The sequence below is a fragment of the Pigmentiphaga aceris genome, assembly GCF_008119665.1.
GTDB classification, from domain to species: Bacteria; Pseudomonadota; Gammaproteobacteria; order Burkholderiales; family Burkholderiaceae_B; genus Pigmentiphaga; species Pigmentiphaga aceris.
The window spans coordinates 5,865,889-5,882,008 of sequence record NZ_CP043046.1; the positions used below are offsets into that span (position 1 = coordinate 5,865,889).

The 16,120-nt window shown below is 60.8% G+C and carries 15 protein-coding genes; 8 read left to right on the forward strand and 7 right to left on the reverse strand.

The window, feature by feature from the left end; translation table 11 throughout:
- Positions 1-6 precede the first annotated feature (6 nt).
- The 8 genes from rpoC to FXN63_RS25350 all read left to right on the forward strand — a co-directional run bounded on the left by rpoC (position 7) and on the right by FXN63_RS25350 (position 8,838).
- The gene (gene rpoC, locus FXN63_RS25315) at positions 7-4,266 is read left to right on the forward strand and encodes a DNA-directed RNA polymerase subunit beta' (protein ID WP_148818279.1); all 4,260 of its coding nucleotides are present in this window, start codon (positions 7-9) and stop codon (positions 4,264-4,266) included.
- A 283-nt stretch (positions 4,267-4,549) separates the two neighbouring features.
- Entirely contained in the window at positions 4,550-5,035 is a 486-nt protein-coding gene (locus FXN63_RS25320; protein ID WP_148818281.1) for a glutathione peroxidase, read from the forward strand.
- Positions 5,036-5,385: 350 nt separating this feature from the next.
- Complete coding sequence (locus FXN63_RS25325; RefSeq protein ID WP_148818283.1) at positions 5,386-5,673, forward strand: DUF4148 domain-containing protein; 288 nt, start codon at positions 5,386-5,388, stop codon at positions 5,671-5,673.
- A gap of 101 nt (positions 5,674-5,774) precedes the next feature.
- Entirely contained in the window at positions 5,775-6,077 is a 303-nt protein-coding gene (locus FXN63_RS25330; RefSeq protein ID WP_148818285.1) for a hypothetical protein, read from the forward strand.
- A gap of 129 nt (positions 6,078-6,206) precedes the next feature.
- A complete protein-coding gene (locus FXN63_RS25335) occupies positions 6,207-6,515 on the forward strand; it encodes a DUF4148 domain-containing protein (RefSeq protein WP_148818287.1) in 309 nt (102 codons plus the stop codon).
- Between the two features lie 71 nt (positions 6,516-6,586).
- On the forward strand, positions 6,587-6,898 hold the full coding sequence (locus FXN63_RS25340) for a DUF4148 domain-containing protein (RefSeq protein WP_148818289.1): 312 nt from the start codon (positions 6,587-6,589) through the stop codon (positions 6,896-6,898).
- A gap of 134 nt (positions 6,899-7,032) precedes the next feature.
- Positions 7,033-7,608: a TetR/AcrR family transcriptional regulator gene (locus FXN63_RS25345; protein WP_148818291.1), complete on the forward strand. Its 576-nt coding sequence runs from the start codon at positions 7,033-7,035 to the stop codon at positions 7,606-7,608.
- A gap of 183 nt (positions 7,609-7,791) precedes the next feature.
- Positions 7,792-8,838: a 4-hydroxyphenylpyruvate dioxygenase family protein gene (locus FXN63_RS25350; RefSeq protein ID WP_148818293.1), complete on the forward strand. Its 1,047-nt coding sequence runs from the start codon at positions 7,792-7,794 to the stop codon at positions 8,836-8,838.
- 134 nt (positions 8,839-8,972) lie between these two features.
- Here FXN63_RS25350 and FXN63_RS25355 read toward each other — a convergent pair whose 3' ends face one another.
- The 7 genes from FXN63_RS25355 to FXN63_RS25385 all read right to left on the reverse strand — a co-directional run bounded on the left by FXN63_RS25355 (position 8,973) and on the right by FXN63_RS25385 (position 16,003).
- Positions 8,973-10,514 carry a class I SAM-dependent methyltransferase gene (locus FXN63_RS25355; protein ID WP_148818296.1) on the reverse strand — a complete coding sequence of 514 codons (1,542 nt, stop codon included), beginning with the start codon at positions 10,512-10,514 and terminating at the stop codon, positions 8,973-8,975.
- A 231-nt stretch (positions 10,515-10,745) separates the two neighbouring features.
- The gene (locus FXN63_RS25360) at positions 10,746-12,362 is read right to left on the reverse strand and encodes a CYTH and CHAD domain-containing protein (protein WP_148818298.1); all 1,617 of its coding nucleotides are present in this window, start codon (positions 12,360-12,362) and stop codon (positions 10,746-10,748) included.
- A gap of 154 nt (positions 12,363-12,516) precedes the next feature.
- Complete coding sequence (locus tag FXN63_RS25365; protein ID WP_148819819.1) at positions 12,517-13,029, reverse strand: fasciclin domain-containing protein; 513 nt, start codon at positions 13,027-13,029, stop codon at positions 12,517-12,519.
- 170 nt (positions 13,030-13,199) lie between these two features.
- Positions 13,200-13,880, reverse strand: coding sequence for an anti-sigma factor (locus tag FXN63_RS25370; protein WP_148818300.1), 681 nt, complete (start codon positions 13,878-13,880; stop codon positions 13,200-13,202).
- Positions 13,877-14,422, reverse strand: coding sequence for an RNA polymerase sigma factor (locus tag FXN63_RS25375; protein ID WP_148818302.1), 546 nt, complete (start codon positions 14,420-14,422; stop codon positions 13,877-13,879). The genes FXN63_RS25370 and FXN63_RS25375 overlap by 4 nt, the downstream gene beginning before the upstream one ends.
- A 16-nt stretch (positions 14,423-14,438) precedes the next feature.
- Positions 14,439-15,344, reverse strand: coding sequence for a cell division protein FtsX (locus tag FXN63_RS25380; protein ID WP_148818304.1), 906 nt, complete (start codon positions 15,342-15,344; stop codon positions 14,439-14,441).
- Positions 15,341-16,003: a cell division ATP-binding protein FtsE gene (locus tag FXN63_RS25385; protein WP_148818306.1), complete on the reverse strand. Its 663-nt coding sequence runs from the start codon at positions 16,001-16,003 to the stop codon at positions 15,341-15,343. The genes FXN63_RS25380 and FXN63_RS25385 overlap by 4 nt, the downstream gene beginning before the upstream one ends.
- Positions 16,004-16,120 lie beyond the last annotated feature (117 nt).

Below are 16,120 nucleotides of genomic sequence, written 5' to 3' on the forward strand. Positions count from 1 at the left end.
GTCGCCATGAAAGCCTTACTGGATCTGTTCAGGCAAGTCACGCAGGACGAGCAGTTCGACGCCATCCGTATCGGGATCGCGTCGCCGGAGAAAATCCGCTCGTGGTCGTTCGGCGAAGTGAAGAAGCCGGAGACCATCAACTACCGGACTTTCAAGCCGGAACGCGATGGCTTGTTCTGCGCCAAGATCTTTGGTCCGATCAAGGACTATGAGTGCCTGTGCGGCAAGTACAAGCGCCTGAAGCATCGCGGCGTGATCTGCGAGAAGTGCGGCGTTGAAGTCACGCTGGCCAAGGTGCGTCGCGAACGGATGGGCCACATCGAGCTGGCCAGCCCGGTTGCGCACATCTGGTTCCTGAAGTCGCTGCCGTCGCGTCTGGGCATGGTCCTGGACATGACGCTGCGGGACATCGAACGCGTCCTGTACTTCGAAGCCTATTGCGTGATCGACGCCGGCATGACCCCGCTCAAGCGCGGCCAGATCATGTCGGAAGACGATTTCCTCGCGAAGACCGAGGAATACGGCGATGACTTCCGTGCCGTGATGGGCGCGGAAGCCGTGCGCGAACTGCTGCGCTCGATCGAAATCGATCGCGAAGTGGAAAAGCTGCGCGGTGAACTGAACGCGACCAGCTCGGACGCCAAGATCAAGAAGCTGTCGAAGCGCCTGAAGGTGCTGGAAGGCTTCCAGAAGTCGGGCATCAAGCCTGACTGGATGATCATGGAAGTGCTGCCGGTGCTGCCGCCGGAACTCCGTCCGCTGGTGCCGCTGGACGGCGGTCGTTTCGCGACCTCCGACCTGAACGACCTGTACCGTCGCGTGATCAACCGCAACAACCGTCTGAAGCGCCTGCTGGAGCTGAAGGCCCCTGAAATCATCGTGCGCAACGAAAAGCGCATGCTGCAGGAAGCCGTCGACTCGCTGCTGGACAACGGTCGTCGCGGCAAGGCGATGACGGGCGCCAACAAGCGTCCGCTGAAGTCGCTCGCCGACATGATCAAGGGCAAGGGCGGTCGTTTCCGTCAGAACTTGCTGGGCAAGCGCGTGGACTACTCGGGCCGTTCGGTCATCGTGGTGGGCCCGCAGCTGAAGCTGCATCAGTGCGGCTTGCCGAAACTGATGGCGCTGGAACTGTTCAAGCCCTTCATCTTCAACCGTCTGGAAATGATGGGTCTGGCCACGACCATCAAGGCCGCGAAGAAGCTGGTGGAAACGCAGGAACCGGTGGTGTGGGACATCTTGGAAGAGGTGATCCGCGAGCATCCGATCATGCTGAACCGCGCACCGACGCTGCACCGTCTGGGTATCCAGGCGTTCGAGCCGGTGCTGATCGAAGGCAAGGCCATCCAGCTGCACCCGCTCGTCTGCTCGGCGTTCAATGCCGACTTCGACGGCGACCAGATGGCTGTCCACGTCCCGCTGTCGATCGAAGCCCAGTTGGAAGCCCGCACGCTGATGCTGGCCTCGAACAACATCTTGTTCCCGGCCAACGGCGAACCGTCGATCGTGCCGTCGCAAGACATCGTGTTGGGCCTGTACTACGCCTCGCGCGAGCGCATCAACGGCCGTGGTGAAGGCGCGTACTTCATCGACGTGTCGGAAGCCCTGCGCGCGTACGAGAACAAGGAAGTCGAACTGCAGACGCGCATCACCGTGCGTCTGACGGAGTGGGAACTGGATGAGAACGAACAGTTCCAGCCGTTCGTGCGCCGTCACGAAACCACGGTTGGCCGTGCGATCCTGTCCGAGATCCTGCCGAAGGGCCTTCCCTTCTCGGTGCTGAACAAGCCCCTGAAGAAGAAGGAAATCTCGCGCCTGATCAACCAGTCGTTCCGTCGTTGCGGCCTGCGTGCCACGGTGATCTTCGCTGACCAGCTGATGCAGTCGGGCTTCCGCCTCGCAACGCGCGGCGGTATCTCGATCTGCATGGACGACATGCTGATCCCGGAAGCCAAGGTCGGCATCCTGGACGAAGCCAGCCGCGAAGTGAAAGAGATCGACAAGCAGTACTCGTCGGGTCTGGTTACCTCGCAAGAGCGCTACAACAACGTGGTGGACATCTGGGGCAAGGCTGGCGATCGCGTCGGCAAGGCCATGATGGAGCAGTTGGCAACCGAGCCGGTCATCGACCGTCACGGCAACCCGACGCGCCAGGAATCGTTCAACTCGATCTACATGATGGCCGACTCGGGCGCGCGCGGTTCCGCTGCGCAGATCCGTCAGCTGGCCGGCATGCGCGGTCTGATGGCAAAGCCTGACGGCTCCATCATCGAGACCCCGATCACGGCTAACTTCCGTGAAGGTCTGAACGTGTTGCAGTACTTCATCTCGACCCACGGTGCACGTAAGGGCCTGGCCGACACCGCACTGAAGACCGCGAACTCGGGTTACCTGACCCGTCGTCTGGTCGACGTGACGCAGGATCTGGTGATCATCGAGGAAGATTGCGGCAGCTCGCAGGGCTTCTTCATGAAGGCCCTGGTGGAAGGCGGTGAAGTCATCGAACCGCTGCGCGACCGTATTCTGGGCCGCGTGACCGCACTCGACATCGTCGATCCGGACACCCAGGAAACCGTGTTCGAAGCCGGTACCCTGCTGGACGAAGATGCTGTCGAAACCATCGAGCGTCGCGGCATCGACGAAGTCAAGATGCGCAGCCCGCTGTCTTGCGAAACCCGTCACGGTCTGTGCGCCAAGTGCTACGGCCGCGATCTGGGCCGCGGCATGCTGGTCAACGTCGGCGAAGCAGTGGGCGTGATCGCTGCACAGTCGATCGGTGAGCCGGGCACGCAGCTGACCATGCGTACCTTCCACATCGGTGGTGCCGCATCGCGTAACGCGTTGGCTTCCGCCGTGGAAACGAAGTCGAACGGTATCGTTCGCTTCACCAGCACGATGCGCTACGTCACGAACGGCAAGGGTGAGCAGATCGCCATTTCCCGTTCCGGCGAAATCATCGTGGTGGACGACGCTGGTCGCGAGCGCGAACGTCACAAGGTGCCGTACGGTGCAACCGTGCTGCACGGCGACGGTTCGTCGGTCAAGGCTGGTACGCAGCTGGCCACCTGGGATCCGCTGACCCGCCCGATCATCACGGAATACGCCGGTACGGTGCGTTTCGAGAACGTCGAAGAAGGCGTCACCGTGGCTCGCCAAGTGGACGATGTGACGGGTCTGTCGACCTTGGTTGCGATCACGCCGAAGACGCGTGGTACATCCAAGCAGACGGTTCGTCCGCAGGTCAAGCTGATGAACGAGCAAGGCGAGGACGTCAAGATCGCCGGCACCGATCACTCGGTGAACATCTCGTTCCCGGTTGGCGCGCTGATCACCGTGCGCGATGCGCAGCACGTGGGTGTGGGTGAAGTGCTGGCCCGTATCCCGCAGGAATCGCAGAAGACCCGCGACATTACCGGGGGTCTGCCGCGTGTGGCCGAACTGTTCGAAGCACGTTCGCCGAAGGACGCCGGCATGTTGGCCGACGTCACCGGTACCGTCTCGTTCGGCAAGGACACCAAGGGCAAGCAACGTCTGGTCATCACCGACCTGGACGGCGTGAGCCACGAGTTCCTGATCCCGAAGGAAAAGCAGGTTCTGGTGCACGACGGTCAAGTCGTGAACAAGGGCGAAATGATCGTGGACGGCCCGGCCGATCCGCACGACATTCTGCGTCTGCAAGGCATCGAGAAGCTGGCTGGCTACATCGTTGACGAAGTGCAGGACGTTTACCGTCTGCAAGGCGTGAAGATCAACGACAAGCACATTGAGGTGATCGTTCGCCAGATGCTGCGTCGCGTGACCATCGTCGACAACGGCGAAACCGGCTTCATCCCGGGTGAACAAGTCGAGCGTGCCGAGCTGTACAACGCCAACGACCTGGCCACCACGGAAAACCGTCGCCACGCTACCTACGACAACGTGTTGTTGGGTATCACGAAGGCATCGCTGTCGACCGACTCGTTCATCTCGGCCGCATCGTTCCAGGAGACCACGCGTGTCCTGACCGAAGCAGCCATCATGGGCAAGCGCGACGACCTGCGCGGTTTGAAGGAAAACGTCATTGTGGGTCGCCTGATTCCGGCTGGTACCGGTATGGCCTTCCACATTGCCCGCAAGGAAAAGGAAGCGCAGGAAGCCGCGGAACGCGAAGTCGTGTTCACGGATACCTTCGCCGAGCCGGGCGTCGAGAGCCTGTTCGTCTCGACGCTGGACGAAGCGGAAGCTGCTGCGCCGGGCGCTGGCAACAGCGACGACGCGCAAGCGTAATGGCAGAACGGCAATGCGGCTTTCGGGCCGTATTGCTGGTAAGTCCGGCTGGGGTGTCAGACGCGCAAGCGGCCGGCAAACCAGCCAGGCGATCTGGCAGGCATCGTCAAACGCCTGCCGCATGAATGCAATCCCCGCGACATCCTGATGTCGTGGGGATTTTTTTTGACGTGCATTGCTGATATCGGGTCAGGTCTGTGCCGCCACGACTCGGAGCCAGCAGTGGCGACGAATCTGTCCCGCGTATGCTGCGTGTCATCCCCCACCACCGACTGGAAGACCCATGACCACCGCCTACGACTTTTCCGCCCGTGCCATCGACGGCAGCGAGCAGCCTCTGGAGGCCTATCGCGGCAAGGTGCTGCTGGTAGTCAATGTGGCATCCAAATGCGGCTTCACGCCCCAATACACGGGTCTGGAAGCGCTGTACAAGCGCTATCGGGATCAGGGCCTGGTGGTGCTGGGCTTTCCCTGCGACCAGTTCCGTCAGCAGGAGCCAGGCGACGATGCGGAAATCGCCAATTTCTGCTCGCTGCACTACGCAGTGACCTTCCCGATGTTCAGCAAGATCGAAGTCAACGGCAAGCAGGCCCATCCGTTCTACCAATGGCTGCGCCACGAGCGGCCCGGCATCTTCGGCACCGAAGGGATCAAGTGGAACTTCACCAAGTTCCTGGTGAATCGTCAGGGTCAGGCCATCAAACGTTATGCACCATCAACGGCGCCTGAATCACTTTCAGATGACATCGAGGCGGTGCTGACAAGCTGAAAAACGGCGATATATAGCCGTTTTCGTGGAATCCTCGGCTTGATTGAGCAGGGGTTTCCGCACCAGAGCAGTGCGAAATAATGCTCTAGAGAATGTAAGTCTGCGTAACTACTAGGGAAAACCATTTGCCTATCTATCTGGTAGTAGATAAGATTCATCCATCGACGCAGCACACACAAACAAGCGCTGCAGCGAATAGCAAGAAGCAAGTCCAAGCACACGCAGGAAAACGCAAGAGAACAAGCACCACCGCCGATTTCGGCGTTTTTATTTCCCGACGCATCTACCTAGTAGTAGATACTGGAACGGCCAATATGGTCATAACCATCAACGCACACTGGAGTCTCACCATGAACCGCATTTTCGCCGCACTGATTCTTTCCACCGCTGCCATTGGCGCCGCCCAAGCAGGTGAACTGGGCTATCGCGATGCACCGACCATCCAAAGCGTGGCTACCCGTGCCGACGTACAAAAGGCCCTGGATGCCGATCGCGCGAACGTTCAAGCCTTCCAAGGCCAATTGGACCCCAGCGTGACCAACGCACCGGCCGGCACTGCTACCCGCGCCCAGATCGCTCAGCAAGAAAAGTTCGCCAAGGTGTCGAACCCCGCTGGCGGCGCATTCGTGAACGGCTGATCACAGCCGATAGCGGCTGATTTTTTTCTTCGCCGCCTGACCTACACGTAGATAACTTTGCAATCTTGATCGAACAGATCCCCCATCCTCAAGGAATCATCATGAACCGCATCCTCGCCGCACTCGTCCTGTCCACCGCTGCCATTGGCGCTGCCCAAGCTGGCGAAGTCGGCTACGTCGACAATCCCGGTGCCAAAGTCCAAAGCTCGCAACCGTCGCTGAGCCGCGCCCAGGTGCAAAACGCACTGAACGCTGATCGCGCCAATGTCGATGCCTTCCAAGGCCAGCTCAACCCGAGCCGTACCGACGTCCGCACCGGCACTGAGAACCGCACACAAGCTGCTCATCAGAACCAGTTTGCCAAGGCTGTAAACCCCGCCGGTGGTGCATTCGTCAACGGTTGATCCGACCTGATTGAAGACAGGTCGCTAAGACAAGCACTGAAAAACGTCTGCTGACGAACCCGTTTCACTTACCGGTCTCACGTACCTGTTTCACCTACCCCTCTCATCACGCATTTCAAGGAAACCATCATGAACCGCATTCTCGCCGCCCTGATCCTGTCGACCGCTGCCGTTGGCGCTGCCCAAGCCGGTGAAATCGGCTACCTGGACAACCCGGGTGCCCAGACGCAAAGCAGCGTCAGCCGTGCTCAAGTCCAGAACGAATTGAACGCCGACCGTGCCAACGCCCATGCCTTCCAAGGCGAACTGAACCCAGCCGCTGGTCAGGTCAAGTCGACATCGGTCAAACAAGCCTCGCTGGACAACACCGTGCTGATCGCCAAGGGCGACGGCAACACGGATGACATCAGCACCGCATTTGCGTTCATCAACGGGTGATGTTTTTTCCCCTCTGGTCTATCTACACGTAGATAACAGTCACAAAACTCCGCTATAAAGGAATTGTTGTCATGAAAGCCCTTCTCTCTGCATTGGTACTGTCGATGGCTGCCATGGGTGCTGCTCAGGCTGGCGAACTCGGTTATCCTCCGGCCCCGCAAAGCGGCGGCGCACTCAGCCATCAGCAGGTACAGAACGAGCTGATTCAGGCACGTGCGCAAGGTCTTACGGGTAATGGCGAACTGGTCAATGTGGCGAACACGTCGCCGGCAAGCGCTTCCCAACTGAGCCGCAATCAAGTACAGCAAGAACTGAACGTTGCACGTAGCCAGCCCAATCTGTCGGGCAATGGTGAACTGGATTCGCCGGTGTTCGCAGGATGAAGTCGCACGTTGCAGTAGATGAGAGCCACCGGACGGCATTTGTTGCGCCGTCTCGGTCTCCGCCCGCCGGAACGCCTGGGTGACGCCTGGCGACTCGCGCGCCGATTCACCCGTTTCGCAGGTACCATTCCGTTATGAACACGACCCCGCAAACGACTCGCGATCAAATTCTGGACTACGCGCAGAAGCTCATTCGCCTGCGTGGGTGCAACGGTTTCAGCTATCGCGATCTGGCCGAGCACGTAGGTGTAAAGACCTCTTCCATCCATTACTACTTCCCCAGCAAGGACGACCTGCTGTATGAGGCCGTGTGTGCCTACAGCACGCGTACGCTTGCTGCGTTGCGCGCCATCGACGCGAAGTTGCCCGCCGATGTGAAGCTCGACCGCTACGTTGATTTCTTGGAAGAAATGAGCGAAGGCGAAGAAATCTGTCTGTGCGGCATGCTGGCCGCCGACCTGGCGTCTGTGCCCGATCGCGTGGCGCAACAGATACAGGGTTTTGTGCACGCCCACGAGGTGTGGCTGAGCAATGTACTGATCGAAGGCCGTGCCCAGGGCACGCTTCACGTGCATGGCTGCCCCGAGACTGCCGGACGTGCGCTGTTTGCGACGCTTCAGGGCAGCGGTCTGGTGTGCCGCCTGTTCAAGACCACGTCACGCTTGCGCGACATTGTGGGTGCCATGCGCGTACAGCCCGCCAACGCCTGAGCGCGAACACCTTGTCGCAGCATCGTCGCTGCCTTGAGAACCCCGCATACCGCCACCGGATGCGGGGTTTTTTCCACTAGCCGGTACCCGGCAAAAAATCTTCGATTCGACGCGCCGGTTTTTTTCTACAATGCGCCTTCTCGTCGGTCACCGACGTATCAGCCGGCCCGAGGAGGCCTTTGCATGAGCCAGCCGTTCACGCCGTGGGACAACCCCCTGGGAGTCGCCGGGTTTGCGTTTATCGAATATGCCGCGACTGATCTTGCTGACCTCGATCACGTCTTTACGCAATTGGGCTTTGGCAGCGCCGGTGGGGCTGCGCTCGGTCAGACCAGGCGCTATCACCAGGCTGACATCGATCTGCTGGTCGATGCCCGCCCGGACAGCTTTGGTCAGCGCTACGCGCAAAGCCACGGAGTGTCGATCTGCGGTGTTGGCATCCGGGTTGCCAACGCACAGGCAGCCCTGGCGCATGCCTTGGCGCAAGGGGCCAAGCAGGTAGCAGCGTCGCTGGCTATCGATGCCCCGGCGATCCACGGGATTGGCGACACGGTAATCTATCTGGTGGATACAGCTCCGGATACGACAGCGGATACCACCGACACCTCGACAAGCACCGGCCTGCGCAGCATCGACCACTTGACCTGCCAGGTACGCCGCGGGCAACTGGACAGCTACGTCGATTTCTTTGCGCGGGTGTTCAACTTCCGCGAACGCGCGGTCACCGCCGGGTCGTCCGATGCAGCGCAGATCGTGGCGCGCGTGCTGGAATCGCCCTGCGGCAAGCTGTGCATCACGCTTGCAGAGACCAATACGGTCGGCAATGAAATCGGCCAGGATGCCGCTGACGAAGCCCGGGATGTGCGCGAAGGCGATCACATCCGCCATCTGGCCTTGCAAAGCGATGACCTGTACGCAAGCGTAGAAACACTGCGCGCGCGCGGCATGGGCTTTCTCGATGCGCCGCAGACCTACTACGAACTGCTGGACAGCCGCCTGCCGGGCCACGGCGAGGATACGGAACGCCTGGCAGCAACCCGCATTTTGGTCGACAGCTCGCTTGATGGCGGCGTGCTGCTGCAGATTTTCACCACCACCTTGCTTGGCGGCCTGTTCTTCGAACTGGTTCAGCGCAAGGGCGATAACGGCTTTGGACACGGCAATTTCGCCGCGCTGTTTGAATCCATCGAACTGGATCGTCAGCGCGATCCGAGTTCGGCGGGGTATTGATCGGTACGGAAAGGACCTTGCATACGCAGACAGCGGCAGGCCTTCAATAAGCGCCAAGCGCTTGACCCGGACAAAGCACGCATGAAAAAGGCGGCATCCACTTCAGGACGCCGCCTTTTTTACGTCACGACCGATCAGAAGATCGCGTGTGCTTTGAGCAAGGGCAACAATTCTTGCTCGTAGACCTGGAAGCGGTCACGCAGATCGGCGATATTTTCTTCTGCGGTCTGCAGAACGGTATCGCCCTTCTTCAAGCGCTGGTTGGACGCCGCCAATGCGCTCCAAGCGAACGCAACAATGTCCTTATGCTTGTTGATGCGAGCCAGCAAGAACAGCTTGCTGATGCGGTCCACGTTAAGCGCACCACCGGTGACCGGTGAGGCCAGCACCGCAATGTTCTCGTGATAGAAGGCGTGCTGCAACAGACTTTCGTTGAGCTTCTGCGCGCTTTTTCGCCGAGTTGAGGTTTCTGCATCGGTCTGGCACGGCGACACGACGCCCATGCCGACCAGCACGGTGACGGCTTCGGTTGCCTGAACCGCGCTGATCGACGCCGACTCAAGAATGTCGACGATTTCACGCAGCGATTTGGGAGCGTAGGCATTGGACGCCAGCACATCCACAACCGGCTTGTAGATGGCCTGGTTGAGTTCGGCTGAACCGCCGCCGACCTGCACCGTCCACGTCACCTTGTTCGCAGGCACCACCAGGGCGAAGCGTTGTGCCAGCAACGCCGCCTGACGCTCGGCCGCGCTGAGACGACGTGCGCCGCGCACGAACAAGTCGCGTCGGAACTGCTGATTCACAAAGTAATCCCGCGCCTGCTCACGCATGGTGGGATTCGTGATCTTGTTCAGGAAGGCAATACCTTCGCTGCCAATGTGCAGGGCATCCATGCCGTCAATCGGTTGCGCTGGTCCGGCGTATTCGACTTTCGCATCTGCCAGGGCGTCGACCACATCGGTGAAATAACCAATGTGCCACTCGCCGTTGAAGTATTCGTGCGCCAGATAATGACGGTCCTGGCCGGCAATTTGTTTCAAGCGCTCATCAAGACCGGGAGTGGCCGCCGCGTATTTCGGCTTGGCAGCCAGCAGTTGCGTCGCGAATCCAATGGCGTCACCGACACGGTCGGTGGCTGACCGCTCTGATGAACCGACAAAACGGTCATGCATTGCAAACAGATGTCGCAACGGGGCAGCATGAGACCAGCCCGGCAGGCAGTTGTAGCTGACGTACAAAGAGCCACCGGGTTTCAGGTACTTCTTCACGAACTCGACGATGATCTGGCGATTCTCGTGGCTGATCCAGCTCCAGATCCCGTGCAACGAGATCGAGTCGAATTGCGGCAGATCATCACGCGCCAGCAGTTCTGCAAAACTGTTGTCGTACAGCCGGGCCTGGCTGCCGGCTGCTTGGGCGAAGTTGATGGCCGATGCAGCTTGTTCAGGATTGAAGTCGGTACCGACGAAAACCCCGGGCGTGGTGGCCGCGTGCACATTGATCGACACACCTTGGCCAAAACCAAGCTCGCAATGTGCGGGCGATTCGCTTTGCAGGGGCGCGATACCGCGCAACAGCAGGCAATAGCGTTGAAGAGCCGGGGACAACTCGCGGTAGTAACCGTGGGTATAACCAACTTCGGTGAAATAGCCGTCAGACCAATTTGCGCGCATGGAAAAAGGAAGATGAAGTGTGGCGGGCCGGTGCGAAAACAGCCTTCGCAAACGGGCAGTCAGTGCGGGTTACCGTCCAGCAGGACGACGAGCGCCTGCCAGCGTAACATCGCCGCCGCCATACTTCAGTCATTTTTCAGGTGATCGCGTACGCCCAAGAATGATCAGCAGGACCGGGCACATGCCAGACAGCCCGGCCTTATTCTTTTATGCCGTCGAACTTGGTCTGTCTTATTTCCAGAATGGCTTTGCGGCCGCCAAGGTCTTCGCTTTGCCCTGGGCATCACGCAGCAAGGATTCCAGTCTCAAGGTGATCCAGCCCATGCCGAACCAGGCCTGCGGATGCGCATCGCGCAACGCGGACAAGCTATCGCGGGCGACCACCAGATCGTTGACTTCGCCCAGCACATCCTGGAATTCGGCCAGACGCTTGCGATAGGCCTTCACGCGTTTGCCGGGCAACACCGATTCACTCAGGCTGATGCCATAACGCAGGCGCTTCGCCCGCTTGCGCAGTTCGTGGCGCTGCTCATCTTCAAGGTCTGCGATGCGACGCGCATCGGCCAGCACTCGCTTGTGCCACTTGTGCAGTCGCTTGGCCAGGCTGACGGCGATTTTCACGGGTTTTTCCGACGCTTCTTCAGATACCTCGGGCACCGCCGCAAGCACCGACTGCGGTGCATTGGCACTGGCCCGGATGGCGCTGCTGCCCGAGATCGCAGGCGGCAACTTCGGCACCGCGCGCACCCCTGCCGACCAGGCAGACATGCTCAACAACCAGCGTTGGAACGCCACGCCACCAGCCAGTTCGCTCACATCGATGGCCTCGCTGACCGCTTGCGGCAAGGGCGGCATGCCGGCTTCGGTCAATTGGGGCAACACGGTACCGGCCAGCACGTCCTGGTCGCGGGCAACACCAAACGCACCGAACTGCTCGCGTGCGCCATCTTGCAGCGAGCCTTCGGGCAAGTCCGCCAACCCATCAAACAGACGCCAGGCAGATCGCAGACGACGAATGCCCACACGCAATTGATGCACCGCTTCGGTTTCACAAGCGTGGCCTGCCGGTACGTCCAGACCCGTGGCCAGCACGGCGTTGCGGGCGATCTGATCCAGACACTCGACCGTGACGGCATCGAGTGCATCACTGGCGTCACCATGTTTATCGAGCGTGACCGCCCGCTGATTGCGCGGGCGCGCAAAACGCGACAAGGCATCCTGACGCACGCCAGGCTGACGATCGGGCGAGGCCTCAGCGATCGCCTGCGCAATACCTGCGAGCGCATCGCCGCGTTCGGCTTTGCTGCGCACATCCAGCACCAGTGAATGCGCCCGCAGCCAACGATCCGCACAGGTGAAGATGGCTTCGACCCGGCCTGACACGCGTTCGATTTCAAGCTCGTACAGCGGCAATTCCAGGTCACCGGCGCGGATGTGACCCGTGTCGTAGGCCAGTTCGACCACACCGGTACGCAGGCGCACCTGGCGCAGCACACGACGCACATCGGTCTCATATCGCACGGCCAGCGTATCTTCAAGCCCTGCCAGCACCGCTTCGGCGGGTGTGCCGGCGTAGACCGACAGATCGAGTTCGGCACGCGGGCGCGCATGATTCAGTTCAATACGTGACAGCGCATCCTGCCCAGCCATCTTGAAGGTCTGGATCCAGCGACGCCCTTCAAGCCGCAGGCGGATGGCGGCGCGTTGGCGTGCAAGTTGCCGGTCCGGGGTGTCGAAGTACATGGCCCGCAGACGGATGCGTTCGGCACGCGCTGGCGTATCCATGGCCGCCAATACCGCCCGGCGCGATGCGGGCGGTACGTGCAATTTGATTTCTTGTTCGAGCATGGACAAGCGACTCCGGAAGATGATGCGGTCTGCACGAGCCCCCCGCAGGTACCCGTGCCACCGTTAATAAGCCATCCTACATCGTCGCTCATCCTGAAATGATGACCAGTCATCTGGCCGTCACATTCAAACGAACCTATCGGTAACGCCCCGCTCAGTTGGGCATCAATACCGTGTCCACCACGTTGATCACCCCATTGGACTGGTAGACGTCGTAGGTGCTGATATTGGCCATGCCGCCCTTCTCGTCCTTCAGCACGATGTTGTGCGCGCCGTTCTGCATGGCCCACAGTTTGCCGCCACTGGCGGTCTTCAGCTCGGCCGTGCCCTTGCCTTTCTGAATGGCGGTGGCAAGCGCCTTGAAGTCGTATTTGCCGGGCACCACGTGATAGGTCAGCACCTTGGTCAGCGTGGGTTTGTTCTCTGCTTTCAGCAAGGTGTCGACCGTGCCTGCCGGCAGCTTCATGAATGCGGCATTGGTCGGTGCAAAGACAGTGAACGGGCCTTTGCCCTTCAGCGTGTCGACCAGACCGGCTGCCTTGACTGCAGCGACCAGCGTGGTGTGATCGGCAGAATTGACGGCGTTATCGACGATATCCTTGGTGGGCAACATCGGTTGGCCACCCACGTTGACCATGTCTTTTGCGTAGGCATTGGCAGCCAGCATGGTGGCGGCGACGAGTACAGCGGAAGCGATTTTTTTCACGGTGATCTCCTGGGTTGGCTTGCCCAATGAGATACGTTCGCTACTGATCGGTAGATGCAATTATTTATTGGTAGATGCAGTTGGCGACCGATCCGCTCAGCAAGTCTGCCAAGCGGATCGGTCATCGTGCTTTACAAGCCCAGCACCTTGCCCGAATACAGCACGGGGCCGGTTGGTGCGCCGGTCGGCGACCCGCCCGGCGGCTCCAGGCTGACCGCGAGTGCCGGGGCGTCGCTGATGGCCGGATCGCTTGCGAGTATCGTGCGACCTTCGGCAGCAACCAAGCCCAGCGAACGAGGCTGACCCCCTGCAGGCAAGGCCCACAGTTCCAGTGCCCGGCTGCCCGCCGTGGTGCGCAGATCGGCCACGGCCTTGATGGTCAGGCGACCATCGCGTGCGGCGCTGACGATCAGCGTCGTCTGTGCCTGGCTATCTTGCAGCACCGCCAGATAACGGGCTTCGGCAGCACGCTGCACCTGCGTCGGATAGACCAGCAACACGGCCAGCAAGGCCGTTGCCATGCCACCCGCAATGGTGCGCCACAAGGCCACGCCATCCCAGCTCCAACGCGATACCGGCCGCAGCGCATGCACGCGTTTGCGAATGTTGCGCCAGACGTGAGCGGGCGGCCGCTCAGGTGGCAATGACAAGGCAAGCGGCAACAGCCGGGCTTCCCATTCACGGACCTCACGCCGCAAGCCGGCGTCGGCCACCATCAGTTGTTCAAAGCGGCGACGCGCACCGCCGCGCAGCAGGCCGACGACGTAGTCGGCGGCCAACCGCGCCTGCAATTCAGGGTCGCGGTAGTTCATCCCATGCACCTCTTGAGGCTGTCCAATCCGCGCCGTACCCAACTCTTGACCGTGCCAAGCGGAGCAGCCAGTTTTTCAGCCACTTCGCTATGACTCAGCTCATCGAAAAATGCCAGTGCAACGGCCACGCGCTGATTCTCGGCGAGACCTTTCATGCACTCGGCAAGTTGCCGGCCCGATTCCGTTTCGAGCAGACGGGCCAGCGGACCCGGAGCGTCGTCAGCCCAGGCCTCGATGATGTCGCCTTCGGGGTCGGGCACTTCGATATCCGGTCGTCTGAGCCAGTCGATACAACGATTGCGTACGATGCGTGTCATCCAAGTCATCGGCTGGCTGCGCGATTCGGTAAAGGTCGATGCGTGCTGCCAGAACTTGACGAAACATTCCTGCAGGACCTCCTCGGCCCAGTCTCGTCTACGCAATATACGGAGCGCAGTGGCAAACAGACGCGACGATGTCGCGTCATATAAATCCTTGAGGGCTGCTTCGTCGCCCCGACCGCATGCCGCCAGCAGTCGGGCTAGTTCTTCCGAATCGGTCATACGCGACATCCTGTGGCTAGAACCGCGTGGTGCGCGTCACTGACCAACGCGCAGAGAATGCTCCCAGAAGAGTAACGACCATTACAAACCCGAGCAACCACGAGGGCGGGGGCAATTGAATGAAAAATTCGACGCCGTAGCTTTTGGCCAGATCCGCCAGCGCGCCATTGAGCGGTCCCATGGCCAATGCACTGGCTGCAATCGCCACGCCGGCGGCCACTGCACAGGTCAATGCGCCCAGATACAGGAAGGGACGGCGCACAAAGGACTCGGTGGCACCCACCAGTCGGGCAGCGGTGATTTCCTCACGCTGGGACAAGGCCTGCATGCGCACGGTATTGAAGACGGCCGCCAAGACCGATACCGCCACAACCGCCGCCAGCAAGCCCAGCGCGGTATTGCCAAAGCGCAGCAAGGCCTCCATGCGCTGCACCCAGGCGCTGTCCAACTGCACCATGTCGACGCCTTCCCACTTGCGCCAAGTGTCTGCCAGCTCCGGGCTGCGGCGGGCCAGATCGGCTCCCCGCAGGGTGACCACGATGGCGTCGGGCAAGGGATTACCGGGCAGCACGGCCAACACATCGGCATAACTGGGATTGCGTTTCAGCGCAGCGAGCGCTTCCTCACGGGTGATGACACGCACATTCGATACTTCGCTGCGGTATTCACGCTCGATCCGCTGCGCCATGCTGCGCGCAATGTCGGTGCTGGTGCCCACGCGCGTGAACACCGTCAATTCGGGATCGGTGCTGAGCTGACGCGCCACCGGCTGCAAGGACAGCAAGGTGGCTGACACCAGCAAGGGAATCGCCAGGGCCAGCGCGATCACCATCACATTGGCAAGCGAAGAAAAAGGTTGCAGGGCAATGCGGCGCAGCGTGACGCCGAGCGCATAACGATGGGGCTGGAGCGACAGGCTCATGGTTTTCTTTCCGTCACCTGGCCTGCAGCAACGTGCAGGACCCGGTTGGCATACGCGGCGATCAAGGCCTGGTCGTGGGTGGCGATCAAGGTAGTGACGCCAACCCGGTTGAAGTCGCGGAAGACCTCGACAATGCGCACCGCGCTGTCGTGATCCAGATTGGCGGTGGGTTCGTCGGCAATCAGAATGGCCGGACGGTTGACGATGGCACGCGCAATCGCCAGGCGCTGCTGGTCGCCGCCCGACAAGGCGATGGGCCGCAGGCTTTCCTTGCCAGACAGACCCACCTTGTCGATGGCGGCGCGGGCCCGCGAACTGGCCTGCGCCGGGCTGTGGCCAGTCACGATCAGCGGCAGCAAGACGTTTTCGAAGGCACTGCGGTCGTTCAGCAAGTGCGCGTCCTGCAAGATCACGCCAATGGCGCGACGCAGATAGGGGCGCGCGCGCGGCGGCAGCTTGCCGACATCCTGGCCGTTGACCTGGACGACACCGCGCGAAGGCGTATCAAGCCCGCCGATCAGTTTGAGCAAGGTGGACTTGCCCGCACCCGACGCACCGGACACGAACAGGAACTCACCAGCCGCCACCCGGAAGTTGACGTCGGTCAGCGCGTTCACGCCGCGACCGTAGGATTTGAAGACGTGCTGGAATTCGATCATGGCGAGACGGACGGGGCTCCTGGCGCGTGGGCCGGCGCAGGGCGGCAGGCAGGCGGTATCCCACAACCATCATGATAAGCGGCCATGACGGGTCATAACCGCCGATGACCACTCATA

Excerpts from the sequence above, each read along its gene's own strand:
- rpoC (WP_148818279.1), top strand. The coding sequence starts at position 7 with ATGAAAGCCTTACTGGATCTGTTCAGGCAAGTCACGCAGGACGAGCAG.
- FXN63_RS25320 (WP_148818281.1), top strand. The coding sequence starts at position 4,550 with ATGACCACCGCCTACGACTTTTCCGCCCGTGCCATCGACGGCAGCGAG.
- FXN63_RS25325 (WP_148818283.1), top strand. The coding sequence starts at position 5,386 with ATGAACCGCATTTTCGCCGCACTGATTCTTTCCACCGCTGCCATTGGC.
- FXN63_RS25330 (WP_148818285.1), top strand. The coding sequence starts at position 5,775 with ATGAACCGCATCCTCGCCGCACTCGTCCTGTCCACCGCTGCCATTGGC.
- FXN63_RS25335 (WP_148818287.1), top strand. The coding sequence starts at position 6,207 with ATGAACCGCATTCTCGCCGCCCTGATCCTGTCGACCGCTGCCGTTGGC.
- FXN63_RS25340 (WP_148818289.1), top strand. The coding sequence starts at position 6,587 with ATGAAAGCCCTTCTCTCTGCATTGGTACTGTCGATGGCTGCCATGGGT.
- FXN63_RS25345 (WP_148818291.1), top strand. The coding sequence starts at position 7,033 with ATGAACACGACCCCGCAAACGACTCGCGATCAAATTCTGGACTACGCG.
- FXN63_RS25350 (WP_148818293.1), top strand. The coding sequence starts at position 7,792 with ATGAGCCAGCCGTTCACGCCGTGGGACAACCCCCTGGGAGTCGCCGGG.
- FXN63_RS25355 (WP_148818296.1), bottom strand. The coding sequence starts at position 10,514 with ATGCGCGCAAATTGGTCTGACGGCTATTTCACCGAAGTTGGTTATACC.
- FXN63_RS25360 (WP_148818298.1), bottom strand. The coding sequence starts at position 12,362 with ATGCTCGAACAAGAAATCAAATTGCACGTACCGCCCGCATCGCGCCGG.
- FXN63_RS25365 (WP_148819819.1), bottom strand. The coding sequence starts at position 13,029 with ATGCTGGCTGCCAATGCCTACGCAAAAGACATGGTCAACGTGGGTGGC.
- FXN63_RS25370 (WP_148818300.1), bottom strand. The coding sequence starts at position 13,880 with ATGAACTACCGCGACCCTGAATTGCAGGCGCGGTTGGCCGCCGACTAC.
- FXN63_RS25375 (WP_148818302.1), bottom strand. The coding sequence starts at position 14,422 with ATGACCGATTCGGAAGAACTAGCCCGACTGCTGGCGGCATGCGGTCGG.
- FXN63_RS25380 (WP_148818304.1), bottom strand. The coding sequence starts at position 15,344 with ATGAGCCTGTCGCTCCAGCCCCATCGTTATGCGCTCGGCGTCACGCTG.
- FXN63_RS25385 (WP_148818306.1), bottom strand. The coding sequence starts at position 16,003 with ATGATCGAATTCCAGCACGTCTTCAAATCCTACGGTCGCGGCGTGAAC.